Origin of the sequence: Micromonospora sp. KC606, from assembly GCF_004348675.1 — a bacterium.
Classification (GTDB): Bacteria; Actinomycetota; Actinomycetes; order Mycobacteriales; family Micromonosporaceae; genus Micromonospora.
Window position 1 is genome coordinate 17,026 of record NZ_SMKN01000001.1, and the last position, 24,361, is coordinate 41,386.

The 24,361-nt window shown below is 68.0% G+C and carries 23 protein-coding genes and 2 pseudogenes; 18 read left to right on the forward strand and 7 right to left on the reverse strand.

The features are described from left to right. Positions 1-447: 447 nt before the first annotated feature. Entirely contained in the window at positions 448-921 is a 474-nt protein-coding gene (locus E1193_RS00110; RefSeq protein WP_132178987.1) for a rhodanese-like domain-containing protein, read from the reverse strand. Positions 922-933: 12 nt separating this feature from the next. On the opposite strand from E1193_RS00110, the gene E1193_RS00115 reads away from it, so the two are divergent. The 7 genes and pseudogenes from E1193_RS00115 (at position 934) to E1193_RS00140 (ending at position 6,098) form a co-directional block, all read left to right on the forward strand. Continuing rightward, the gene (locus tag E1193_RS00115) at positions 934-1,488 is read left to right on the forward strand and encodes an Lrp/AsnC family transcriptional regulator (protein WP_243707171.1); all 555 of its coding nucleotides are present in this window, start codon (positions 934-936) and stop codon (positions 1,486-1,488) included. 181 nt (positions 1,489-1,669) lie between these two features. Next, positions 1,670-1,840, forward strand: a pseudogene (locus E1193_RS00120) (ISL3 family transposase); the annotation flags it as partial. A 25-nt stretch (positions 1,841-1,865) separates the two neighbouring features. Then, positions 1,866-2,027, forward strand: coding sequence for a hypothetical protein (locus tag E1193_RS32660; protein ID WP_243707198.1), 162 nt, complete (start codon positions 1,866-1,868; stop codon positions 2,025-2,027). A gap of 49 nt (positions 2,028-2,076) precedes the next feature. Continuing rightward, positions 2,077-2,268, forward strand: a complete 192-nt coding sequence (locus E1193_RS00125; RefSeq protein WP_132178989.1) for a hypothetical protein — start codon at positions 2,077-2,079, stop codon at positions 2,266-2,268. A 163-nt stretch (positions 2,269-2,431) separates the two neighbouring features. Further along, the gene (locus tag E1193_RS00130) at positions 2,432-3,232 is read left to right on the forward strand and encodes a hypothetical protein (RefSeq protein WP_132178991.1); all 801 of its coding nucleotides are present in this window, start codon (positions 2,432-2,434) and stop codon (positions 3,230-3,232) included. A 264-nt stretch (positions 3,233-3,496) separates the two neighbouring features. Continuing rightward, positions 3,497-5,116 carry a hypothetical protein gene (locus tag E1193_RS00135; protein ID WP_132178993.1) on the forward strand — a complete coding sequence of 540 codons (1,620 nt, stop codon included), beginning with the start codon at positions 3,497-3,499 and terminating at the stop codon, positions 5,114-5,116. A 475-nt stretch (positions 5,117-5,591) separates the two neighbouring features. Next, positions 5,592-6,098 (forward strand): alpha/beta hydrolase, encoded by a 507-nt coding sequence (locus E1193_RS00140; protein ID WP_243707193.1) that lies wholly within the window; start codon positions 5,592-5,594, stop codon positions 6,096-6,098. A 300-nt stretch (positions 6,099-6,398) separates the two neighbouring features. Here the strand turns inward: E1193_RS00140 and E1193_RS00145 are convergent, their stop codons facing one another. Further along, on the reverse strand, positions 6,399-9,494 hold the full coding sequence (locus E1193_RS00145; RefSeq protein WP_243707194.1) for a BTAD domain-containing putative transcriptional regulator: 3,096 nt from the start codon (positions 9,492-9,494) through the stop codon (positions 6,399-6,401). Positions 9,495-9,776: 282 nt separating this feature from the next. Between E1193_RS00145 and E1193_RS31580 the strand changes: the two genes are divergently transcribed. The 4 genes from E1193_RS31580 to E1193_RS00165 all read left to right on the forward strand — a co-directional run bounded on the left by E1193_RS31580 (position 9,777) and on the right by E1193_RS00165 (position 13,334). Further along, positions 9,777-10,298, forward strand: a complete 522-nt coding sequence (locus tag E1193_RS31580; protein WP_165945544.1) for a hypothetical protein — start codon at positions 9,777-9,779, stop codon at positions 10,296-10,298. Positions 10,299-10,430: 132 nt separating this feature from the next. Then, on the forward strand, positions 10,431-10,919 hold the full coding sequence (locus E1193_RS00155) for a hypothetical protein (protein WP_132179001.1): 489 nt from the start codon (positions 10,431-10,433) through the stop codon (positions 10,917-10,919). A gap of 980 nt (positions 10,920-11,899) precedes the next feature. Then, the gene (locus tag E1193_RS00160; protein ID WP_207922460.1) at positions 11,900-12,058 is read left to right on the forward strand and encodes a hypothetical protein; all 159 of its coding nucleotides are present in this window, start codon (positions 11,900-11,902) and stop codon (positions 12,056-12,058) included. Positions 12,059-12,674: 616 nt separating this feature from the next. Continuing rightward, positions 12,675-13,334 (forward strand): HNH endonuclease family protein, encoded by a 660-nt coding sequence (locus E1193_RS00165; RefSeq protein WP_132179003.1) that lies wholly within the window; start codon positions 12,675-12,677, stop codon positions 13,332-13,334. Positions 13,335-13,873: 539 nt separating this feature from the next. Here the strand turns inward: E1193_RS00165 and E1193_RS00170 are convergent. Continuing rightward, positions 13,874-14,074 carry a hypothetical protein gene (locus E1193_RS00170; protein ID WP_132179005.1) on the reverse strand — a complete coding sequence of 67 codons (201 nt, stop codon included), beginning with the start codon at positions 14,072-14,074 and terminating at the stop codon, positions 13,874-13,876. A gap of 364 nt (positions 14,075-14,438) precedes the next feature. Between E1193_RS00170 and E1193_RS00175 the strand changes: the two genes are divergently transcribed. From E1193_RS00175 to E1193_RS00195, 5 genes are all read left to right on the forward strand, one after another. Then, positions 14,439-15,539, forward strand: a complete 1,101-nt coding sequence (locus tag E1193_RS00175) for a pyridoxal-phosphate dependent enzyme (protein WP_132179007.1) — start codon at positions 14,439-14,441, stop codon at positions 15,537-15,539. A gap of 327 nt (positions 15,540-15,866) precedes the next feature. After that, the gene (locus tag E1193_RS00180) at positions 15,867-16,634 is read left to right on the forward strand and encodes a hypothetical protein (protein ID WP_132179009.1); all 768 of its coding nucleotides are present in this window, start codon (positions 15,867-15,869) and stop codon (positions 16,632-16,634) included. A 120-nt stretch (positions 16,635-16,754) separates the two neighbouring features. Continuing rightward, positions 16,755-17,105, forward strand: coding sequence for a hypothetical protein (locus tag E1193_RS00185; protein ID WP_132179011.1), 351 nt, complete (start codon positions 16,755-16,757; stop codon positions 17,103-17,105). Between the two features lie 77 nt (positions 17,106-17,182). Continuing rightward, positions 17,183-17,602 (forward strand): hypothetical protein, encoded by a 420-nt coding sequence (locus E1193_RS32325; RefSeq protein WP_207922461.1) that lies wholly within the window; start codon positions 17,183-17,185, stop codon positions 17,600-17,602. Positions 17,603-18,073: 471 nt separating this feature from the next. Further along, complete coding sequence (locus tag E1193_RS00195; RefSeq protein ID WP_243707172.1) at positions 18,074-18,361, forward strand: hypothetical protein; 288 nt, start codon at positions 18,074-18,076, stop codon at positions 18,359-18,361. A 454-nt stretch (positions 18,362-18,815) separates the two neighbouring features. Here E1193_RS00195 and E1193_RS32665 read toward each other — a convergent pair. Both E1193_RS32665 and E1193_RS32670 read right to left on the reverse strand, forming a co-directional pair. Further along, positions 18,816-19,413 (reverse strand): annotated as a pseudogene (locus E1193_RS32665) (response regulator transcription factor). Between the two features lie 266 nt (positions 19,414-19,679). Beyond that, positions 19,680-19,835: a hypothetical protein gene (locus E1193_RS32670; protein WP_243707173.1), complete on the reverse strand. Its 156-nt coding sequence runs from the start codon at positions 19,833-19,835 to the stop codon at positions 19,680-19,682. Positions 19,836-20,244: 409 nt separating this feature from the next. Between E1193_RS32670 and E1193_RS00205 the strand changes: the two genes are divergently transcribed. Further along, on the forward strand, positions 20,245-22,236 hold the full coding sequence (locus E1193_RS00205; protein ID WP_132179013.1) for a S8 family serine peptidase: 1,992 nt from the start codon (positions 20,245-20,247) through the stop codon (positions 22,234-22,236). Next, entirely contained in the window at positions 22,237-23,298 is a 1,062-nt protein-coding gene (locus E1193_RS00210; RefSeq protein ID WP_132179015.1) for a hypothetical protein, read from the forward strand. A 72-nt stretch (positions 23,299-23,370) separates the two neighbouring features. On the opposite strand, the gene E1193_RS00215 is transcribed toward E1193_RS00210, so the two are convergent. After that, complete coding sequence (locus E1193_RS00215; RefSeq protein WP_165945534.1) at positions 23,371-23,760, reverse strand: hypothetical protein; 390 nt, start codon at positions 23,758-23,760, stop codon at positions 23,371-23,373. Positions 23,761-23,826: 66 nt separating this feature from the next. Next, on the reverse strand, positions 23,827-24,285 hold the full coding sequence (locus tag E1193_RS00220) for a carboxymuconolactone decarboxylase family protein (protein WP_132179019.1): 459 nt from the start codon (positions 24,283-24,285) through the stop codon (positions 23,827-23,829). Positions 24,286-24,361: the final 76 nt, after the last annotated feature.

Sequence of the window (24,361 nt, forward strand, 5' to 3'; positions counted from 1 at the left end):
GGATGCCGGCACGGCGCATCAGCATCTCCACCGCGTGATAGCCCACGACAAGGCCGCGGCCCAGCCGCAGTTCGGCGTGCACCCGGCGAGAACCGTACGTGCCGCGAGACGCCTGATGCACCCCGCGGATCTGTTCGGTCGACCACGCGTGACGCAGCGCCCGCTGCGAGAGCGGCCGGTTGCGCCAGGCGTGGTACCCGGACGCCGGACCGTCGAGGACACGGCAACAGACCTCGACAGGAAGCCCCTCAGCGGCCATGTGCTCGGCCAGAAGGCACCGTACGCGCGGCGACGGGGAGAACATGGCCCTGGTGAGCCGGGTGGCGAGGTCGTCCGGGACGGGGTCGGCGCGTTCGAAGGTGGCGTGTTCGGCGCACAGCCGCGCGAGGGCGGGCATATCGGACGCGGCTGCGGGGCGAATGGTGCCGCCCGCATCCTGAGGGTTACTCAGCATGCGCAGGAGATGGAGTCGACCGGTGCCGTGAGGCGGTCAGCGGGCTGCTTCTCGATTCCGTGATCCGTTTCGATCGGCAGCCCTTCCCGAATCCAGTACTCGATGCCACCGATCATTTCCTTGACTCGATAGCCGAGTTGAGCCAGGGCCAGGGCGGCACGCGTCGCTCCGTCGCAACCGGGACCCCAGCAGTAGGTGACCACCGGTACGGACGGGTCAAGCAGGCCCGCCGCCTGGGCGGGGATGGCCGATGTGGGCAGGTGGATCGCCCCGGGCACGCGCCCTTGTCGCCAGCCCGCCGGGCCCCGCGAGTCGACCACGACGAAGCCGGGGCTCGCCAATCGCAAGGACGCAAACACGTCGGATACATCGGTCTGGAACCTCAGGCGTGCGGTGAAGAATGCGGCGGACTCCGCCGGTGGAGCCGGTGGTACCTGCAGCACCGGGCTGGTATCAGTGATCGTCATAACGGACACGCTATGCGGCAGGTTGCCAACGCGGAACCGACGACCGCGCGTGAGGGCCTTGATTTGCCGGGGGATTCCCTGTATTCAGCGTCCATGACCGTGGAACCCCCGGACGAGGTCGACATGCGCATCCTCGAAGTCCTCCAACATGACGGACGGACCACCTTCGCTGACCTGGCACGCGCGGTGTCCATGTCCGCCAGCGCCGTCTCCGAACGCGTGCGCCGACTCGAAGACACCGGCGTCATCACCGGTTACGCCGCACGCGTGGACGCCGAACGACTCGGCCTGACCATCCTCGCGTTCGTCCGGCTGCGTTATCCGCTAAGCAACTACAAGCCCGTCCACGACCTCCTCAACACCACCCCGGAGATCCTGGAAGCGCACCACGTCACCGGTGAGGACTGCTTCATCCTCAAGGTCGTCGCCAAGTCGATGCGCCACCTGGAACAGGTCACCGGCCGTATCGCCGGACTCGGCGCCGTGACCACCACCATCGCCTACTCCAGCCCGTTGCAGACCCGCGCCATCACCATCGACGCCGTGACCAACAACGCAAGCCTCTGAACTAATCGATGGTTTTCGCTGGAGGCTACGGCCGGGCCCACCACGAACGCGCCGGAGGTCAACACTGACGAAGGTGAAGGGCAGGGGCTGTCTCGCCAACGACTCTGTCCCATATTCGGTGGTGACCGAAGGCAGTCGATGTCGTTGAGGTCATGTGTGCAAGATCGGTCTCCTTACGAAGATGGTGTTCTCGGGGCTGCTGCCGCTGGTGATCGACGATGTGACGGACGAGGGCGAACGGATTCTGGTGCGGGCTCGGACTCCCGGAGGGTTGGTGGTGTGTCCGGGCTGCGCGGTCGTGTCGGGCCGGGCGCACGGGCATCACCAGCGAACTGTCGCGGACGTGCCGGTCGGTGCCCGGCCCGGTGGTGGTCCGTGTGACCTGCCCGTACGAGGTGCTCTGCCCGACCTGCCACGCCCTGCCGAATCAGCCGTGCACCCGGCCCAGCGGGCACAATCTGGCCGAGAACTTCGTCGGCATGCACAAGACCCACGGCAGAGCCGGCAACGTGTCCACGGCGTATTCACATCCTTCGTGACAACCTCAAGAACGCTGCCGGCTCGATGTGCCGCAAGCCAAGCCCGCGGGTGCGTGGCAGATCGTCCAGCCTCGACGGCGGCACCGAGGAGGGCGTACGCGCCAACTTCGTCCGCGGCCCGGACGGGACGGTCCAGTGGTTCCGTTTCGGCGGCCGCCTCTCCCGCCGCGGCGCGCCTTCCGCCGCCGCCCGTGGCGGACGGCGGGCCACCACCTTCAAACCGTGGTCGCTCCTGTCCTAGCTTGGCGGGGCTGCCTGGATGGGGGGCCACGGTCGCATCGTTCAGTGTCGCGGCCATCCGGCACCCTCCTCACCGGGCACATCGCCCGGCGGGTCAGGCCGGAAACACCGTTCGATCCACACACCCGGTCTGCGACGTTGTCCGCCACACGTACCATGCCGGCGTGCGACAGCTTATGAACGTCGTGTCTGGTGCCGGCGCCCTCGGGGTACGACTGGGGCTCCTGGTGCTGGCGATCGCCGCGATCATGTTCCTGGTCGCGGCGCACCGCCAGGCATTGTCAAAGGCGCTGGCCAGCACGATGGTCAGTGGGTGCGGCGAACTGGCTTCGGCGCGGAGTTTACCGAAGCGGGTGATTGTCGCGGGCCGGGCACGACCGCACCCGGCTAACGCGTTGATAGCGCCCATCTCCGGCAAGGCGTGCGTCTGGTACCGCGTCGTCGTGTGGCACGGCGGCCCGGGACACAGCCCCAGGAGCCGCTATGTGTACAGCACGTCCGATCCGTTCAGTGTCGAGGACGACACGGGCACGGTCCACGTCTCGGGCCGGCTGGTCTCCCGATTCCTGCACGACGATGACATCTACAACGGGGTCGCTGCCGACCTGGTGGAGATAACCGCGCTCGCCGCCGGTCGGCACGCGGACGCATTGGAACGGTTGGAGCGTGCGGGCGTCTTCTCCTTCAACCACCGTCGGGACGTCTACCAGATCACCGAGTACCGGTTGGAGCAGAACCGGGCGATCACCGTGCTCGCCCGGCCACAACGGGGCCGGCTCGGTGTCATGCTTACCGCGGGTGTCGGCGTCTGCGGCGTCGCGGGCCCGCCGCTCGACGAGCTTCTTACCGACGCCCGATATCAGGCGAAGGGCACCCGCTCGATGACCCGCGGCCTCACCTACGGCGGCGGCGCGCTCCTCGCCGTCGGACTGCTGCTCCAGGTGCCGACCTGGATTGCCGGTTGAGGTCGAGAAGCCGGGAGGAGGCTCGCCTCCGTGCTTTCACAGGTCTGTGACGTAACAGGCTCCGTTACCCCAGCCCTTGTCAGCGTGTTGTCGGTAGTCGCTATCGCTCGACTACCCCGCAGCAGCGGATCAAGCGTGCCACTTCGCAGTTGGCCGGCCGCACGGGATCGATGTTGAGGCGCTACCGGACGAGGGCTCGCTGCCCGGTATGAGGGCGGCGCCACGGGGACAGCCGAGATGGTCGTACTCTGCTAAGACTTCCTCATGTCGACCATCATTGCGCGCCGATTCACCCATGCGGCGTTGGCGCTCGTCGTCACGGTTGCCGCGACCGTGCTCGGCGGAGTAGTCGCCCACGCCGCAGCGCCGCGACTCGCTCTTGCCGCTCTCTCCTTCGAGCAGCCCACGGTGGATGCCACGGAGGGGTATGTCGCCAACAAGCTCACATGGACCGTGACCAACACCGACCCGGATGCGCGGTCGGTCCACGGCACGGTGACCATGCGCATGCGCAGCTCGGTCACCGGCCAACTGGTCGGCCACGACTGGGTTGTGCGCTACGAGTTCGAACAGACCTGCTGTGGTGACGCCAGCTACGAGTCTGGAACACCGCAGGAATCCACCTACACCTACCATCTCCCGGTCCGCAGGTACGCGGACGCGGCGACCGCGGCCTGGGAGGTCACCAGGGTGACGATCACCGCCGGCGGCACCACGGCGACCGTCTCGGGCACGCGGCTGCAGTCGTTCGGTTATCGCTTTACGGCACAGACAATGATCGATTCTACCGGGCCGACCATTGATTACATCAGCCTGGCCCCGTCGCGAAGGCCCTACGTCTACGTCGGCGCCGGCCCGGTCACGGTGGCCTACGACTTCACCGTGCAGGACGGCGAGTCCGGCTTCTGGAAGGGCACGATCCGCCTGAACGGCCCGGGCGGACAGAGCGTCACCACCCCGTTCAGCTGGGAACGTGAGGTCTACAGCACCGGCTTCCGCTGCGGCGCGGTCAGCGGCGGTGAGCAGGACGGCCGGTACATGCCGTGCTCCATCGGGATCACCCTGCCGGCCGGTGCGGCGCCCGGCAGCTGGCGGATCGCCCGTCTGGTACTGCGGAACAACGCCGGCGGCACCACCACGTACCAGAACCCGAGGGCGCCATCGCTCACCGTGACGTCGAACACGACGGTCCAGGCGAGCGGTTTCGCGGTCAGCCCGAACCCGGTCGACAACTGGCGCGGTGCGGTGCAGACGGAACTCAGCATGTCGGTCACCGGCGCGACCAAGGGCGTCTCGGCGGTCCACGTCGACTTCGACAGCGGCTGCCAGCAGTGGGGCGGCCCGACCGCCAAGGCGGACGGCCGGATCGTCGTACCGGTGATGGTCTATCAGCAGACCCAGAGCTGCCGGGTCGAGGGCATCGCGGTGATCGACGGTGCCGGCAAGGCGGCCCTGTACGGCGACGCGTACGGGGCACCCGATCCCGAGCTGACGATCACGCGGGTGCCGAGCACCAACCCGCCGGTGGCCCTGGGCGCGACCCTGGACCCGTCGTCGCTGCCGGCGAGTGAGGTGAACCAACGCTCGATCCAGCTCACCATTCAGGCGCAGGTGCAGGTGGCACCGATTGTCGGCCTCGGCGTCTACCTGTACGACAGCGACGGCACGGTGGTTTACCAGTCGTTTGGCGGCACCAGTCAGGCCACCAACGGCACCGTGACGACCTGGTTGCACCTCTGGGAGCCGCTGGAACCGGGCGACTACACCGTCGGCTTCGCGCTCGACGACGCGGGCCGCCTGGGCAGCCGGTGGAACATGCCGGACAGCGCGGACAGCCAGACCCTGCCGGGTGGGCCGCTGGTGCTCACCGTCACCGCGGGCTGAGGCAGCACGAGAGGGCGAGCCGGCCGACCGCCGGCTCGCCCTCTGCTGTTCAGCGCCAGCGGGCGGGCCCGCCCCGCCTCCGCGCCCGCGCCCGTCGCCGGACCGGCCACCGCTTGAGAGAACGGAACGCGGGTCGAGGCCGGCCCGGAGCAAGCACTCCCCTGGCGGACCGATCACGTGCGCCACGGCCAAATTTCTTACCGCTGAGCGGAATCTGCCGCTGCGCCAGGAGCCGGAGGGCATACCGCTCGATGAGCCGGCGGTGGCAGGCCGGGGATCGCCCGGTAGCGGCATGAACTGGACGTACGCGGGCCCGGCACCAGCGAGCGACAGGCCGCGAGGCGATGGAGTTGGCCGCCGCGACGTACGCCTCGGCGTTTCACGGCACAGACGCGAGCGGTGTCCGGCCGCCTCACTCGCGCTGAACGCCCGTCGCCGAGCCACTACGATCGGTTAGGTGACGCGTTTTCTCCTCGTGCCAGGCCGAGGTATCCCCGGGCCGGAGCACTGGTCACGACGGTGGGCCGACGCTCATCCGGCGTACCGCTGGGCGCCTGAGCCGCCAGGCCCACCGCTGATCCTCCGAGAACGTGTCGGCGCGCTACACGCGGCGGTCAGCGAGTCGGATGAAGCCGCAGTGCTCATCGCGCACAGTGCCGGCTGCATCACCACGGCCGCGTGGGCGGCCAACCACACGGGCCCGGTACGCGCCGCTCTGCTGGTCACACCCCCACGTATCGACGGCTTCAAGCCGGACGATCCTTCGGACATCCCCTGGGTGACACCTCGAGGCAAGCTGCCGTTCCGCGCCGTGCTGGTCGCCAGCCGCACGGACCCGTACACGACCTTCGAACAGTTCGAGCAACTCGCTGAGGACTGGGGCGCGGAGCTGGTCGATGCGGGCGACGTCGGCCACCTCGACACTGCCACCGGCTTCGGTCCCTGGCCGCAAGGCGAGCGCCTGCTCAACGAGCTGCGGTGAGTTCCACGCGGGCATCCTGCGGGCGCAGCTGGATGTGCACGGAACCTGTATCCCGGGCAGGTACGTCCGGACCAGTCTGCGGCCGCCGCCGCGTCGCGACCAGCCGGATCGGCAAGCCCGGGTTCAGCCTGCCGGGCAGCGGCCGTAGTCGCGGCCGAGGCTCCGGATCGGCCGTCGCCGCTCCTTCCAGGCAGCGGCGGTGGCTGCTTCGAGGAGTCGTCAGGTGATGCCGAGGGGCCAGGGGCGGGTGCCACGCCGACCTGAGCCGCTTCCTCCGCGCGCTTGCGGCGGGACAGTTGCTCAGACCAGCTCGGCTCGCTGAGCCGAAACCAGCAGTTTGCGCGCCTCGCCGCGCTCGGGTGCACCGAATTCCGTGAATCGGGTCTGAGCTTGTCGCCAGCGGGCTCGTGCCGACCGGAGGTTACCGAGACGGTGGTACGCGTGCCCCATGGTGAGCAGGGTTTGCGCGTACGCGAGCCGTTGACCGTAGCGTTGTTGGGCCTTTTGCGCTTGACGGCAGTGTGCGAGGCACGCGGTCAGGTCGCCGATGCCGAGGCTGGCGGTGGCGAGTTGGCTGTGTGCCTGCGCGATCGCCAACGCGTACCCGGAGGTGCGGGCCTGGTCCATCGCCGCGGTCGCGTGCTGCGACGCGCCGTGGTGATCGCCCTGTGCGTTGTGCAGTTCGGCGCGGGTCAGCACCGCCTCGACCTTGCCGGGTCGATGTCCGGTCCGGTCGGCGATGTCCATGGCGAACTCGAGCGACACCGCCGCGTCCGCGAACCGGCCCTGTCGGATCTCGACGCTCGCGAGGCCGGTGTGTGCGAAGCCTTCCACCCTGGTGTCGAAGCCTCGCCGCGCGAGGTCCAGGCTCGTGGTGAGCGCGTCAGTGGCTTCGTCGTACCGGCCCGCGTCGCGATGCACCAGGCCCAGTGTGTGCAACGCGGAGGCCTCCTCGCGGTACGCGCCGATCGCCCTACTGATGGCCAGGGACCTGTTGAGCGCGGCGAGGGCATCGTCGAGGTGGTACTGCTGCCGCCGGACCATGGCGAGGTTCTCATGGGCGATGGCCTCACCCTGGTGCTGGCCGATCTCGGCCAGTATGGTCACGGCGAGTTCGGCGCACTCGGCCGCGGTGGCCAGGTTACCGACCTGCTCATAGGCCGCGGCGAGATTGTTCAACATGGTGCCTTCGCCGATCCGGTCACCGGTCTTACGGTCGATGGCCAGCGACCGGTTGAACCGGCGGATCGCGGACCAGGTCTGCCCGAGCTGGATCAGTGCGATACCGCTGTTGGCGAGGCCCGCCGCTTCACCCTTCGCCCACTGCACACGCCGAGCCAGCGCAGTGACCCGATCGCCCTCTTCGATCATGGCCGGGTAGTCGGCCATGCGCCAGCGCAGGTACCCGAGGCTGTGCCGCATCGCGGCCTCACCGAACACGTCGCCGGCCGTTCGGGCGGCGGCGAGACCGGTCTCCACGATTCGCAGCGCCTGGGCCGGCGGCGCCTGCATCTGCATGAAGCCGCGCAGGGCGTCGGCGAGCTGCCAAACAAGGCGATGGCGCTTGAGTTCGACGGCATGGTCCAGCGCGGCGATGAGGTTGGTCCACTCGGCGGCGACCCATTCCCGCGCGTCGCTTTGCTCGACGAACTCCACCGCGGTGACACCTGCTGGTGCGCAGTCAAGTGACGGCTGCAACCTCGTGCGTCCGATCAGGACGTTCGCGGCACGGTTGGCGGTGTGTAGGTAGAAGTGCAGCAAGCGAACCGTGGCGGCGTCTCGTTCAGCGGGTTCGTCGGTTTCGGCGGCGAGTTCAGCGGCGTATTGCAGCAGCAGATCGTGGCAGAAAACCCGCCCGGTCGCGGTGACCTTCACCAGGTGCAGGCGGGCCAACGCGTCGATCAATGATTCGACCGCGTGTACCGGCAGACCGGTCAGCGCGGCCGCAGCCGTGGTGACGAGCCCGGCCGGCGCGGGCACCAGGCTGACCAACCGGAACACCCGCCGCGCTTCTGACGACAATGCCTGGTACGACAGCTCCAACGCGCCTCGCACCGTGGCGGTGCCGCCGCCGTCCACGCGCAGCCCGGCGATCCGGCCCTGCGTCGCCAGCTCCGTGACATGCCGCCGCAGGTCCAGGTCCGGCCGGTCCGCGAGCTGGGCCGCAGCGATCCGCAGCGCCAACGGCAGATGTCCACACAGCTTTGCCAACTCGGCGACGGCGGTCGGATCGGCCTGCACACGTGCGGAACCTGCGGAGCGGGCGAGCACAGCGATCGCGTCGGTCGGTGGTAGCCCCTCCAGGGTGATCCGGTGGGCGCTGTCCAACGCCACGAGCGTGCTGAGCCGGTCTCGACTGGTCACCACGACCAGACAGCCGGAATCGCCCGGCAGCAACGGCCGCACCTGATCGACATGGGCGACGTTGTCCAGCACCAGAAGCACCCGCCGACCGGCTAGCACAGAGCGATAGAGAGCGGCCTGCGCATCCATGCTGACCGGCACCTGGTCGGCGGCCCACCCCAATGCCGTCAGCAGTAGGGGCAACGCTTCGGCGGCCGGCATCGCTGGCCCGGTATGGAATCCCCGCATGTCGACGAACAGTTGCCCGTCCGGGAACCGGTCCCGGACCAGATGCCCGAACCGCACCGCCAGGGACGTTTTTCCGACTCCGGCCGCACCGGTCAGAACGCAGACGGTCACCGTCGCAGGCGGGGCGGTTTCGGCCCGCGACAACGCCTGCAGCGCCGCGAGTTCGGACGCACGCCCGGTGAACCCGGCGCTGTCGGCCGGCAACTGTCGAGGCACTGGAGTGGCTGGCGTCCGCTGTGCGCCGTCCACGCCGAGTCCGACTGTGTCCGCGATGACAGACGCGTGTACCGCTTGGAGTTGCGGCCCCGGTTCCAGCCCGAGCTCGGCGAGCAACACCCCGCGGGCTCTGCGGTACACCTCGAGCGCGTCGCCGCGACGGCCGCTTCGGTAGAGGGCGACCATGAGTTGGCCGTAGAGCCGCTCCCGTAGCGGGTGTTCGTCGGTGAGCCTGGACAGTTCGGCGATCACGCCCTCGTGCCGGCCCGCGTCGAGTTCCGCGTCGATACGGTCCGAGTTCGCCGCGAACCGCAGCTCCTCCAAGCCTCCGCACAGCCGTTGCCGCACCACACCCGTCGCGGCGTCGGCCAACGCCGGCCCCCGCCACAGCTCCAGTGCCGAGGCCAGGCGTGTGGACCGCAACGTCGGCTCCGTAGCCGCACGCGCCTGCTGGACCAGCCGGGCGAACCGGTGTACGTCCACCTGGGTCGGTTCGACGCGCAGCAGGTACCCGCCGCCACGGGCCACCAACGATGGCGGTTCGCTGCCGTCGGTTACCGACGCCAGCGCAGCCCGGACCCGGGACATCAGGGCCGGCAGCGCGGACCGTGCCGCCGACGACGGAGGTTGTTCCCACAGCAGGTCGACGAGCCGTTCAGCGGTGACCACCCGTTCAGGCTCCAGCAACAGCACGGCCAGTGCGAGGCGTTCCTGGCGACGCCGCAGCCGGACCGTTTCGCCGGTGCCGCTATGAATCTCGACCGGGCCCAGCACGCGGAACTCCACACGCGAGACGTTAGCGCCGTCGCCCGGCGAGCGGCCATCCACGTGGCAAACAACTGGCAACCTTGATCGGCGAACCTGGTCGCCATGAGATCCGTACGTCTCCGGCGGCTCGCGCGTGCCGCACTGCCCGGCGTCGTTGCCGTCAGGGCCAGCGCACTGCTCGCCCCTGGCGACGGGCGGGCACAGCCGGCCGACGCCGGTGTGCCGGCCGCAAGCGACGACTCCGGCGCCGCGAAGGCGGTGACCGACGCGGGCGCGACCGCCGAACAGGTCGCCGACAGCACCGCTCGGCTCCAGGCGGTCGTCGGCGAGTTCGATCGCGTAGCCGGCATCCCCCACACCGCCTGGGGTGTGGACGTGGTGAACCGCCAAGTGATGGCCGAGGTGGGCAGCGGGGCCGGCCAGGCCGATCTGGCGAAGCTGCGGGCCATCGCCGTGACCCATCGAACGCTCGTGCGGATCGCTCGATTCGGCGGCACGATCGCACTCGGCGTCAACGGCGCAGACCACATCGAGTTGCGGGACGGCAAGAGACGTCCGGCCGACTCCAACGTCCCTGACAAAGGTAACCGCCACGGCCGATTCCTTGTCAGCGCGGTCCACTGAACTCAGTACACCGGCGACTGGTTCAACTCACCGCGACCGGGCCCGGATCACCCCAGAGCCGGCAACCCTTCCCGCAGCAGAGACTCACGCCAGCAGCGTGAACAGTGCACCAGAAACAGGTAGGAGTAACACATGCGACGAATCCTGGCAATGGCCTTCGCGGCGCTCGTTGCCACCACCGGGGTCGTGGTGACGAGTGCCGGCCCGGCAAGCGCGGTCAACGTGCGCTACCGGGCGGCGCAGTCCTGCACCGTCAACGGCAAGTCGTTCCACGCCGACATTCACACCTACGGCAAGCCGACGCCGGAAGGGGCTCCCGCCTACACCGAAGTCCAGCTCTGGGGCTTCTACTTCGAGGCGGGCGCGCAGCCCAGGCGCGTCGAAGCCCGCAAGGCGGTCTGGCGGGATGGCTCCTGGCAGGACGCCGGACCGCTCGGCTACGAAACGGACGTGGTCTCCGGCGGATGGCGAGCGGGCAACATCGACACCAAGCAATCAATTGGCTACATCACGCGCACCATGCCGACCGCCATCCTGATCCGCGGCTTCGCGGGGCCCCTACACAACATCGACATGTGTCGCGTCATCCTGCGGCCGTACGACCTGTACTGGGTAGGCTGACCTTACCTCGGGAGACTGGAACGTTCGAGCGTGCCCGCCAACGTGCGGGCACGCTCGCCAGCGTCGGCCCCCACGCCGTACCTGGTCGCGACCATCGTGCGCGCTCGACGAACGGCCCGGCTTCTGTGCATCGTGTGATGATGCGCGCCGCCACCCCCACGCGTGGCCGGGGTCGCCGACACTGCAACGGCTGCGGCGACGGGCCCGGGAGGACGCCAGGGAACGTCTAAAAAAACTCCAGCGTGACCAGCTCACATCCCCATGCCGGCTCTTCGGAGAAATCACTTCCCGGACCCGCCAAACCCCAACCTAGAACCCCACTTCCGACGGCGGCTCTACACACAGAGGAAAGCCAATAGAGTGCATCTGATCTTGTCGGTCCGGACGGTTGAAGTCGCGGCCGATTAGTCGCCCGCGATCTCGGCGAGTCTGCCGAGCACCGCACCGGCTTGGGCTTGGCCCCAACGGTCACCGACCCGTTGGAACAGGGTGCGGCTTTTTCGGCGTCCTCGGCGGACCCGCTCATGTCGCCGCGGACGTGGCGTTGTAGGGCGCGGACGCTGAGGGCGGCGGCGAGGCCCCATCGGTCGCCGATGTCCTCGAACGCGGCCAGCGCGGCATGGACGAGTGTCTCACCGACCGGCATGTCGCCGAACCTGGTCGCGGCGTAGCCGAGGAACCAGCCAGCCATCGCGCGTTCGCGAGGGTCGGTGACGGCGTCGTGCAGACGCAGCGCGGCGGTGCTGTCCGTGGGCTCGCCGGTGAGAAGCCGGAATCCGGCGTGCCAGGCCGCGAGCGTGGTACTGCCTGCGACTGCCGTCGCTCGCCGTGCCTCGGTGAGCCGCCCACTCAGGAACCAGTACCACACCAGCGCACGCGTCAGGCGAGGCGCGCAGCGGTCGTCGCCGAGCGCGCGGCGCAGGTTGCTGCTCTCGGTGTCGAGATGGCGCAGCCAGCGCTGCTGGTCTGACCCGCAAATCGTGCGCGTCTCGCCGAAACTGATGGCGCACGCCCGGGATGGCGCACGCAGCTACGGCGAGTCCGACCCGATCGACGCCCTGGCCGTCGCCCGCGCCGCCCTACGCAAACCGGGCTGCGCCACCCTCACCGTCGCGAAGGTCCTCGGGCGAGACCGCTGACATCCCCCGCTTCCGCTCCCGACACGCCTACGCCTGCCACAACAGCACCACCGCTGTCGGTGTGGTCCGGTAACCCTGACCGACATCGCCTATCTCGAACGGGAAACCGGCAGCTCAATGCCGCCCTACACCTCATTGTCCCTCACCCAGGCCCACTACCACCCCAACGCCCGCGCCCATCTACAGCAACGCCGCACCATCAAGGAGTCCCTCCGAGCATTCGTGCGCCGCCTGTCCGACGTCGTCTACCGAGCCCAGCTTGCCGATATCACCCGCCTACCAACCCTGACTCCTCAAGCTGTTTGACATAGGAGCAAGGGGACATGCCCACCGTGGGCGACGCGGCTGCGGCGCAGCACGAGCCTGGGAAGAAAAGGTCCAGCCCTCTGGTGCGCCGTTCGGTCGGTTCGCTTGCCCGAAACGCTACGGCCGCTCGCCGGACTGAACGGACCGGACGGCGCGGCTCGTCGAACGCCCATGCGCCGGCGGCTTGGTCACGGTCGAGGAGCTGGACTGTCGAAGAATTTCGGTTCACGGTTGCCCGCTAGCCACTGCCACGCCGAACGACACCCCTATACATCGAGGTGCCACTATCTTCGATGCTCGGGAGGCACCCATGGCCCGTACCTTGCGCTGGACCGCCGCGCTGCTGGCCGCTGTCACCGCCGTCACCACCCTGACCGCCGCTCCCGCCTACGCCGAGACCTACTCCGCCGACCTGCGCACCGCGGTGGCAGACCTGCCCGTCGCCGCCGAGGTCCGTACCGGCTACAGCCGAGACCTCTTCCCCCACTGGAAAGACGCCGACGGCGACGGCTGCAACACCCGATACGAAGTCCTCATCGCCGAAGCCACCACCACACCGACCATCGGCTCCGGCTGCACCCTCTCCGGCGGACGCTGGTACTCCTACTACGACAACACCTACTGGACCCAGCCCGCCGACCTCGACATCGACCACCTGGTCCCCCTCGCCGAAGCCTGGGACTCCGGCGCCCGCACCTGGACCACCAGCCGCCGCCAGTCCTACGCCAACGACCTCGGCGACAACCGCCCCCTGGTCGCCGTCACCGACAACGTCAACCAAGCCAAAGGAGACCAGGACCCCGCCACCTGGATGCCCTCCCACAGCCCCGCCCACTGCCGCTACATCACCGAATGGGTCGCGGTGAAGATCCGCTGGCACCTCACCGTCGACACCACCGAGAAGAACACCCTCACCAACTGGGCCAACACCTGCTCCAACGTCACCATCACCGTCGTCCACGCTTTCTGACAGCCCCCCCTTGCACGCTGGTTCGACAACCCCAAGCGCGCAGAGACGAGCTGAGACGGACGGGCCGAGACCGGTCCCCGCGCCGCATCGGCGCGGGGACCGGTCGCCGTTGGCCTGCGGCCGACGCTGCTCCACCTGCACATAGCCTGGCCAGCAGCCCAGCGGCGACCCCGCGACCTGCTCAGATTCGCCGGCAACCCACCGCACCCGCCACCTCCCCGCGATGAGCTGTGGACAACTGTGGTGGATGTGGATAGCCCCCTGATCATGGCCGGTTGTGGTAGCAACCTCAGTGTCGGCGTACAGGTTCCGAGTGCAGAGGTAGGTACGGCTGCAGCTGCACACCGCGCCGAGTTCGGTCTACTCCGGCGACTCGCCGCCTGACAGCGGCAATCCAAGTTGGTGACGCTGCGAGACGGGTGTTGCTAAGTCAGGCGTTCCCTCGGCAAGTAGCCGAGCCGCTGGCCGTGGATTAGGTGCCGGCGGGACCACCGCTGTCGGTCGACGCGCCCCGGGCCTAGTGGCCGTCCGGCTGGCTACTAGACGGAGCTGAGGTGGTGGGCGGCGCGAGCGAACGATCGGACGAGTTCGGTCTCGTTGCCGGTGCGCCAGATCAGGCCCCATCGAGCCGGCGGGGCGTCCCGGATCGGCACATAGGCGATGTCTGGCCGCGCGTAGTAGCGGGCGGCCTGGGCGTGGACGGGCGATACGGCTTCGCCGGTGGCGAGGATCGGGATCATCTTTTGGAAGCTGGACACGGACGGGCCGACTCGGATCAGATGTCCACCTGGGGTGCGTATGGGCACCAGGATTTGGCGCCAGTAGTCAGGCCGGACCTCGCCCATGACCGTCTGGTCCGCCGGATCCTCGCAGCAGACCGACTCACGGCTGGCGCGCAGCCGGGCATCATGATCTGCCGCGAGTCGCGTGCCGCGCCCTGGTCGCCATGTCACCCTCCGTGACTTCGGTCAGCTCTGCTATGGCGCACGCTCGTGCCGAGATGAGGGCGCTCGGTCCATCCTGGAAGTGGGTCAACGGGTGCTCGCCCGAGTCCGTACGCTGAGTTCTGGCCGCGCATCGATTTCACCATGACCGAGGGGTGCCGTGAGTGATCTTGACGACCGGACGCAGGCTGGCGCACGCCGATGGGCGCGGCAGGCGCTGACACGGCTACGTTCCGAGGCCGCCGCCGAGCAACCCGTTCCGTTGCGCCGCTACCCGTTGCCGGAGCGGTGGCGCGTCTCGCTGTTCTTTCGGGACGAGTCCCGGCGTCCGACTGGAAGCCTGAAGCACCACTTGGTCCGGCGACTCATGGAAGATGCGGTCGCCCGAGGGGATATTCGGCAGGGCACCACCGTGATCGAAGCCACCGCCGGTAACACCGCGATCGCTACCGCCTACTTTGCGCAGATGATCGGCGTGCCTTTCATTGCCGTGGTGCCGGGCAAGACCTCGCCGGCGAAACGGGAACGGATCGAGCGATACGGCGGACGCTGCCATACGTTCGATCCGCCAGCGGCTATCTATGAGGAAGCCGCCCGTCTCGCCGCCGAACTCGACGGCCACTACCTCGACCACCTCGTCTGCGCGGTGCACGCTGAGGACTGGCGTGGCCCAGACAGTGTCGGTGCGGCTATGTTGGCACAGGTCATGGCCCAGGAAGGCTGCCCGCCTGCCTGGGCGGTCGTAGGCGCCGGCACAGGATCAACCAGCGCGGCACTGGGACGGCACATCCGTTACCACGGCTATCCCACCAACCTCGTGGTGGTAGATCCCGAGAACTCGGCTTATTGGCCCAGTTGGGTCACCGACTACACCGGCTACGGAACCGGAATGCCGTCCCGGATCGAAGGTATCGGGCGGCCTCGTGTAGAGCCAGCATTCCTGCCCTCAGTCATCGATCTCGCAATGCCGGTACCGGATGCGGCCAGTATCGCCGCCATGCGCTATCTCTCGATGGCCACCGGCTGGTCGATCGGTCCATCTACCGGCAGCAACTTCTGGGGTGCCCTGCGCATCGCTCACCGGATGCGGGAGGACAGTGAAATAGGCAGTATCGCCACGCTGATCTGCGACGGCGCCGACGCATACCGCGGTACCTACTATGACGACAACTGGATCCGCGCGAAGCACCTCGACCCAGGCCCATACACCGAGACGATCGACCGGTTCCTCACCGACGGCCAGTGGACCGAGCCCTCTTGACATGTGCTCGGTGCACGGATCTTCCGCAGATCGTGCGAGTGCTCGCCCGGCGCGAATCGTGGATCGATGGCGGGAAGTCAGGCGTCAAAAGCCTGCCATGGCCGAGCGAGCGGCAACGATGGTCGAGATCCCCATGGTCATGGCCGGCGCCGCCGGCGTACAGCACCTCCCACCCAGCCTGGAGGCGGCCTATCAGGTCGGAAACCGACCTGGCCCGCTTCTGCATGGAGCTGAAAGACTCCCTGAAGCTGGCCCGGACCGCGACCCCTCCTGGGTGTGCTTCCCCGCCATGACCCGGGGCCTGACGGGGTCGGACATCATCGAGGCATGGACGACCTTTTGATCAATCTGCTGGCAAGCGTCATCGCCGGGACGGCCGTCTGGCTCGCGGGGTTCCTGCTGCGTCGGCGCAAGCTGAACCGGGCACGCGCCTTCTTCGGGCTCACCGCCGGGGCGAGCTGTCTCCTGGTGGCATCCCGGCACGCGTCGTCGCCGCGCGAAGCCAGCGTCCACCGCCGCGACGTCGCCGCGCTGGTGGAGCTGGCGACCATCGCCCGGGAATGCGGCGCGTACGCGGACCGGGTCGGCGAGAACCAGCCGACCGGGGAGATTGGCCGGCTGACCGAGTTCTGTGTCGGCGGCCCCGGCGGCGCGAGCCCGCGCAGCGCCACACATGTACGCGCGATCCTCCGTGGTGTGACGTACGAGGTCTTCGACGAGGAGAAGCGCCGGATGTCGTTCACGGTCGGCGGCACCGAGTACGTCTTCAGCCCGGAGACCAGCTACGTCCTGCTCGCCCGGTTCTGGGGGCCGGCCGGCGGGCGCCCGGTGTTCTTCATTGGCGGCCTGAGCGCGGGCAGCAACCTCGCCGGTGCCCGCTACCTGTCCAGGCACCACTTCGAACTCGCCCGTACGTTCGGTGCCGACCGGCCGTTCGCGCTGGTGCTGAGAATCGTCGAGCCAGCCGCGTACGGCACCGACTTCACCGAGCTGGTCGCCGACGTGACCGACGTCGCGTTCCAGCCGCTTCCGCAGCCGGACGACGGGTCGACCTCCCAGCCACCTGAAATGCTAAACACACGCGCCCGCAGCTGAGCCCTCTTCCAGGACGGAACGACAAAGGCAGCGCGGAGTTGGGCGTCCTGATCTCCGCTGAGGGCATGAGGTTGGAATACCGTTGGAGGTCATGCCGCCGGGTCGGGCAGCATCGGGCGCATGATGCTGCTCGTTTTCTGCGACCCGCTGCGGCCGCGCCGTCCGGATGAGCATTTCGTGTCGGAGGCGCGAGCGGCTTGGGAAGCGGGCTTGGTCTTTGCTGTGGTTGACCACGACGCGCTGGCCCGAGGCGACGAGGCAGAGCGGGCGGTGGCGGCCGCGCCCAGCGGCGGCACGGCCATCTATCGAGGCTGGATGCTGCGCAGCGAACGGTACGCCCGCTTCACGGACGTGCTCGCCAAGCGGAGCGTTATGGTCCGCACGACTGCCGACCAGTATCGGCGGGCGCACGAGTTGCCCCGGCTGGTATCCCGCGCTGGCGGCGGTCACGCCACGCACGGCTTGGACTAGGGGCCCTCCCCTCGGGTCCATGCGATGCGCCCCAGAGTGGATCAGGTCTCTGGCGGCCTCTTGACCGAGCGCAAGGGATGCGCGGCTGTGCCGTCGACGAGGCGGTGCGCGACGATCAACCAATGCAGCGGTTCGACAGCGTCGGCCGTGACCTGGCAATGGGCACCGCCGTCCGCGCGACGATCATCAGCCATGAGCGTTGGGGAGTCATGGCCCAGGTTGTCGGGCACGAAACGGTGGGGGCGTCGGTCGACGCCGGCGTCATCGACAGCCCGTCAGGCTCACCTCGGGCACTGCCTGCGGAGTACCCGCCAGTCGGCAAGCAGGTCGACGCGGTCGTTCAGGAAATCAGCCGGTACCACCCACCTGCCTGGATACGCCTCACGATGCGGGCGGCGGACCTGCGTCGGGTTCAGCTGGCCGTGCGGATGCTGCGGCCAGCTCACGATTCTCAGCCCTGGCGGCGACGGCGTCACCGTCGATGTGCGCAGCAGTGAGGGACCGGGATGTGCGTCTTTTGCCGCGCACCGGTCCTGTCTGGTTGGCCGCCTCAATCCGGACTTCGACGGCGACCGGGCACGCGTCGAGGCCGTGGGACGCGACCAACCGCCACCTCCAGTGATCGGAGATCAATCGCCCTGTCAGCAGCACCAACCGCCCGGATGAACCCTCGCAGACGCACGAGATCGAGTACACGCACATGCCGCCGATCGTGCGTGCCGACAACGTTCGAGGTGTCTGGGCCTGGTGCGGGCGAGTGCGGACGCGGTGGCGAGAGGTCGGCCGAGCCGGCGGGCTGTCGGCCGCCGAAGCCGCAGGTTCGACGAGGGGGGGTCTAGCTTGGGCTGCGGCCAACGCACGGTCAACGCAGGGGTGCGAGCAGATCAAGGTCGCTTCCCGTGGCTGTTTGCGTTATGGGACGGTTGTCGTGGCGCGAACGAGCGCAGTCCGGGATAGCCTAGGCGTATATGGCTACCTATCGCAGCGCCTCAGTGCTTCTTTCCTCGGACGGCACCAGGACTCCTGGCACCGCCGCGCTCTTCGCCGAGCCTGCTCGCAAGGGTGGGACCCCGCCGTGGGCAGGTGACTTCCGACCCGCCAACAGTGCCGGCAGCGGTCCCAAGAACGCGGTCGGGCAGACCTTTACGTTGGAGCTGCCCGACGGCAGCACCGGCAAGGTCGTGGTCCAGAGTCTCAAGCGCGGGAAGGGCGGCGTCGTGCTGGCGTTGATGGGCGAGGACGCACCCCCCTTCTGATCAGGAACCTGATCGCGGCCGACGCCACCGGTTGGAGACGACCGGTGTGCGACCCTGCCGATGTCGATGCGTTCGGGTAGCTGCCGGGCGCATTGCCTCACCCGTGGCTGGGCGTCGACGAAGGTCAGATGTACCGATCTGCCGCCGACCGGGCGCGCCAGACGCGCGTCGCCCCTCACTGCGGGCGATCGGCGCTTCGCGACGCTCAGGCATCCTGAACTGCTGATGAGCGGTCACCCGGATTGTGTCCAGTAGGCGTTTCAAGTATGCCGAGGGCCCAGCGTTGTACGGCTGCGCCGATCAGCGGTGGATCCTGGCCCGGTGTCGGACCTGGCGTGGGCGACGCTGTTGGCGCAGACGATCGAGCACTCGACCCATGTGCGGGAAACGCTTCATGCGGTCGGGCGCGCCTCGGATTTGCAACGCATCGACTGACACACACCCAGGACGGGCGTCACGTAACGCGGTTGGTCTGGTAGGCCCACATGGCTAGTTCGACGCGGTTCCGGGCTCCGAGCTTGGTCATGAGACCGGTGAGATAAAACTTGACCGTACTCATGCTGATGTGCAGGTCCCGCGCGATCTCGGCGTTCGTCCTGCCCCGCGCGACCCTACCCATCTTCATCCCGGTCGGTCAGGGCGTCGACCGGCTGGGCCGGAGTGGTGGCACGGCCGCTGGCGGCGAACGTGGCGAGCAGCCGGCCGGTGATGGCCGGGTCGATGAGCGCGTCACCCTGCACGGCGGCGTGGATTGCCTGGATCAGCTGGTCCGGTTCGGCGCCCTTGAGCAGGAAGCCGCGGGCGCCCGCCTTGAGGGCTACGTCGATGTACTCGTCGGTGTCGAACGTGGTGATCACGACGACGGCGATCGGATTGGGGATTTCCTGTCCGGCGAGCAGACGGGTGGCCTCGATGCCGTCCAGGACGGGCATCCGGATGTCGAACAGGCACACATCCGGCCGCAGGTGGCAGGCGAGCGCGACGGCCGCACGTCCGTCGGCCGCCTGCCCGACCACCTCGATGCCGGGCTGGCCGTTGAGGATCGTCGACAGGTGTCGTGCAACTCCCGAGCCAGCTGTTCGCGTTCCTGAAGCTTGGTCTGCACGATCAGCTGTCCGCGGGCGATGGTCCGGTAGCGCACGGACGCCCCGAGGGCAGCGGCCAACAGCACCATGGCGATCCCGGCGGTCGTCTCGGCGAACCCGGGGAAGTCGACGCTGAAAATGGCGGTCAGTCCCACCGCCATGACCGCCACCCCGACGGCCACATCGCGGCCGGCACGCCAAGGCAAGAGCGAGTAGGCCAGCACGAACACCACTTATCCGCTGTGCAGGACCACGGGTTCGGTGCCCACGACGAACGTGGCGACGTCGAGGACCGCGAACCCTCCGAAGGCGAACACCACCGCGGACAGCGGATAGACCCGCCGGACCAGGACCGCGAGCGCCCGCGTGCCACGCGACCGGGCCGGCACGTTCGACAGGTTGGCGGCACACTGCCGGTAAGCATTTGGCGATCGGCGACACATAAGGAGGTGAGGGAACCCCGACGAGTGGTGGGAGATTCATGCGTTTCAGGACAAGGCTGGGTGGCTGCCTTATGGCGGTCGCTCTCGGGCTGCCGTTAGGTTGGGCGGTTCAGCCGGCTTCGGCCACATTGTTGCCGTCTGCTGCGGTGAGCACTGCGGGCTCGGCGCGTGTGGTGACGCTTGTGACCGGCGACAGGGTTACGGTCTCCGGTGGCGGGCGCGTGACGGTCGAGCCGGGGCGTGGCCGGGCCAAGATGCGGTTCGTCACACGGTCGGCCGGGGGGCGTCAGAGGGTGATTCCGCCGATGCGTTGCCGCTGGTGGCATCGGGTCGGTTGGATCCTCGGCTGTTCGATGTGACAACGCTGATGGAGTTCGGGTACGACGATCGCCGTAACGACCTTCCACTGATCGTTGGTTATGGGGGCGGGTCGGTGGTGTCGGCGCGGGGTGCTGTGACCGCAGCACGCGGCCGGTTGGTGCGGGAGCTGCCGGGGGCCCGCGGTGTGGCGGTGCGTTCGGCTCGGAACGGCGGCTTGTGGACCAGGCTCACCAAGGCACATGCGGGGAAGCGGGTTCTGGTTCCGGGCGTCGCCAAGGTGTGGCTCGATGGTGTGCGTAAGCCGCTGCTTGCCGAGAGTGTTCCGCAGGTCGGAGCGCCGGTGGCGTGGCAGGCCGGCTACGACGGGTCGGGCGTCACGGTGGCGGTGTTGGACACCGGTGTGGATGTCACTCATCCCGACCTCTCGGGTCGGGTCACCTCCAGCGCTAATTTCACCGAGGGGTTCGAGGATGACCGGGATCATGTCGGACATGGCACCCATGTAGCGTCGACGATCGCCGGCACCGGTGCGGCCTCCGGCGGGCGGCACCGCGGTGTGGCGCCAGCGGCTCGACTGCTCAACGGCAAGATTTGTGTGGAATTCGGCTGCCCGGAGTCGTGGATCCTGGCGGGGATGCAGCGGGCTGCTGAGCAGGGCGCTGATGTGGTGAACATGAGTCTTGGCGCGGCTGATGCACCTGGTGCCGACCCGCTTGAGGAAGCCGTTGAGCGGCTCACCGCTCAGTACGGCACCCTGTTTGTCGTGTCGGCGGGTAACAGTGGCGCCGACGCGTCGGTCGAAAGCCCGGCCAGCGCGGATGCCGCTTTGGCGGTAGGCGCCGTGGACAAGGCGGACGCTATCGCCAGCTTCTCCAGTCGCGGGCCGCGGGTCGGGGATGTCGCTGTCAAACCCGACATCACCGCTCCGGGTGTGAACATCACCGCCGCGCGTGGCGGCGACGCCGGTATCGGTGAACCGGGCCAACCCTACGTGGCGCTCCGCGGCACCTCGATGGCGGCGCCACATGTGGCGGGCGCGGCGGCGATCCTCGCGCAGCGCCATCCGGACTGGTCACCCGCCCAACTCAAGGCCGCTCTGATGGGCTCGGCGAGACCGAACCCGGGGCTGTCTGTGTTCGCCCAAGGCGCGGGCCGCCTCGATGTCGGGCGCGCCGTCAACACCCGTGTCATCGCCGACCCGCCAAGTGTCAGTTTCGGCCAACAGCTCTGGCCCCACCACGACGACACCCGAATTACCAAAAAGATCAGCCTGCACAACCACGGATCGATAGATGCCACCTTGCCGCTGCGACTGCGGGCTGCCGCGCCGGACGGCAACCCGGCACCCGCGGGAATGTTCTCAATATCGACGGCGAGTGTCACCGTGGCGGCCGGCAGCCGCGCCGATGTCACCGTCACCGCGGACACCCGCGTGGACGGCCCCGACGGGCGCTACAGCGGGCAGGTCATCGCCGAGCAGGGCGGTATCCCCATCACCATCCCATTCGGGCTGGACCGTGAGCCGGAAAGCTACAACCTCACACTCCTACACATGAACCGGACCGGGGAGCCCACGGACCTCTATGCCACGTCGGTGTGGCGGCCAGACCTCTTCGATGTTCAAGACCCGTACGATCCTGACGGCTCGGTGACCCTGCGGCTACCCAAGGCGTCATACATCATCACCAGCACCGTCGCCGACGTGTCATCCGAAGATGACCCTGTAGAAACAGCGATTACCCTGCTAGCCCATCCGCGATTGGAGCTGACGGAGAACCGGACCGTCGCGGTGGATGCGCGGCGCGGCGGGCCGGTTACACTGACCGTGCCGCGGGCTGACGCTACCGGCAGATTTCTCGACCTCGCGGCGGTTTTCAACACGTCGTTCAGGACCATTTCAAAGAGTGTTCTCGGCTTTCAGGTGGACGGCTTTTACGCAGGACAGCTAGGCCCAGACCAAGTCGTCGACGGCTTCGGGACAAGTATCCAAGCAACCTGGGCCACGACCGCCCCGGACGGCCGCTAATTGAACAGCCCCTACGCTTATCGCGGGGGCTGGTACGTCCCGGGGCGCCTGACCAACGGGTTTGCACGGCGAGTCACCGAACGAGACCTGGCGATCGTCCGTTCCAGCTACGCCAGGCAGGGAGCCACCATACTTGGAAACAAAACTGCATTCCCGGTGCTCGATGCGCATCCGGACGCCGGTGGTGTAGCGTTCAACCTCCCGCTTGAATTGCCTTTCACCCGCACCGAGTACTACATCGGAGAGGGCGTACGGTGGATCGGAGAACATTCCGAGCAGGAGTACGACGATGAAGGCTTCCCGCTCGTGGCCGGGAGAAGCGAGTCCCCTCCGTTGACGTATGAGCCGGGCCGCACCTACACCGAACGCTGGAACCAGGGCGTGTTCGGCCCCGCGTTCGGTCAGCCCCGGCACCTTCTCCCGAATGAGTTCGTCACTCGGCTTGGCAACACCATCACCGTCGCGCCCGCCCTCTACGGCGACGGCAACGGCCGAAGCGGCTGGGACGATACAGCCAACACTCGAATCAGTCTGTTCCGTGACGGCACCAAGATCGGCGAAGTCGTGGCGTCGAAGGCTAGTTTCCAAGTGCCAGATACGGCCGCAACGTACCGGCTAGCAGTCCGAGGTCAGCGGGAGGCGGACGACCTGTCTACAGAAATCGACGCAGTATGGACCTTCCGGTCCAGCCACGTCGCTGGAGACAAACCGGTACGGCTGCCGCTCTCCGCCGCCACATTCAGTCCCCCACTCGACGAGTACAACCGGGCACCATCCGGTCCACTCGCCGTTCCCATCAGTATCGGAGCACAACCAGATTCCAACGCGGGTAGCGTCGAACACCTCAACGTCACGGTTTCCTTCGACGACGGCCGGACCTGGCGCGACACGCCCGTGATATCCACGAATGGAAAGCGCTTCGCCAAGGTCATTCACCCAGCAGGGCATGGCCATGTCTCACTACGCGTCCAACTGCGCGACAGCAAAGGAAATAGTGCCCGGCATACGATTATCCGCGGCTACCGCTTCGGAGGTGGAGAGGTTGCCCCGCGACGCCCCTGAGCGAGCCCGCTCCGAAAGGGCGGCAACCAGCCATACGCTTCGGATCGGCTGCCCGCTGCTATCTCGGTAGGTTCAGCGATTGGCGCGGGTGAGGCCGACGACGATGCCGACGCCGGCGTCGCGGACCGGAGCACTGTTGCTTTGCAGGGGCGACCACGCGGCTCCGTCCACGACGTAGCCGCGTGGTCCTCCTGGGCGGTTTCGGGCGATCTCCCGCGTGCTGCGTAGGGTGTCGCGAGTCCAGTCGACGACGGGGTCAGAGGAGGCCGGCTTCGTGTACCAGGATTGCTGCCTGCACTCGAGCCGCTGCCCGACAGCTTCGAGGACGAGCTCGTCGAGCCGGCAGAACGTGGTCAGGGCAGGGCAGGCGAAGCCTGCATGAGGGGTAACGTCAGGCACGTCGGGGTCTTCCGGATGGACGACGAAGGACGTGGCGAGGTCACACGCCGGGAGAAGTTCCACGCTCCCCCATTGCAGCAGGCCCGTCGAGGGATCGCCGGAATCCATCGACGGGCCCGGTCGCGAGGCTCAGCCCCAGGTCTGGCCGGCCGGTTCCTTGATGGTGCGGTTGATCCGGTTGAAGAAGTTGGTCAGTGCGATCTCCAGGCTGATCGCGCCGATCTGCTCCTCAGTGAAATGGGCGTTGACCTCTTCCCAGATTTCGTCGGTGACTCCCTGCGCGCCGTCCTGCAGCCGGGTGGCGGCCTCGGCCAGCGCCAGTGCCGCGCGCTCCGCGTCGGTGTAGAACGGCGCCTCACGCCACGCCGCTACGTTGTGCAGCCGCTCGTCGGTGTCACCGGCCTTCTTCCCCCCGGCGACACTGGCGTAGACGCACGCCGAGCAGCTGTTGATCTGGCTGGCGCGCAGATGAACCAGCGCGAGCAGCTTCGGGTCGACGCTCCCAGCGGCGATCGCCTTCTGCAGGTGCCCGATCGCCTTCCACACGTCGGGGTTGTTGGTGTTCTTGTTCTTCAGTCGGTTCTGCATGCCAGGGTGCTCTCCTCGGTCGGGGTTACCTTGCGGAGCTGGTGCCCGTCACCCCTATGACGGAGCAGCTTCCAGG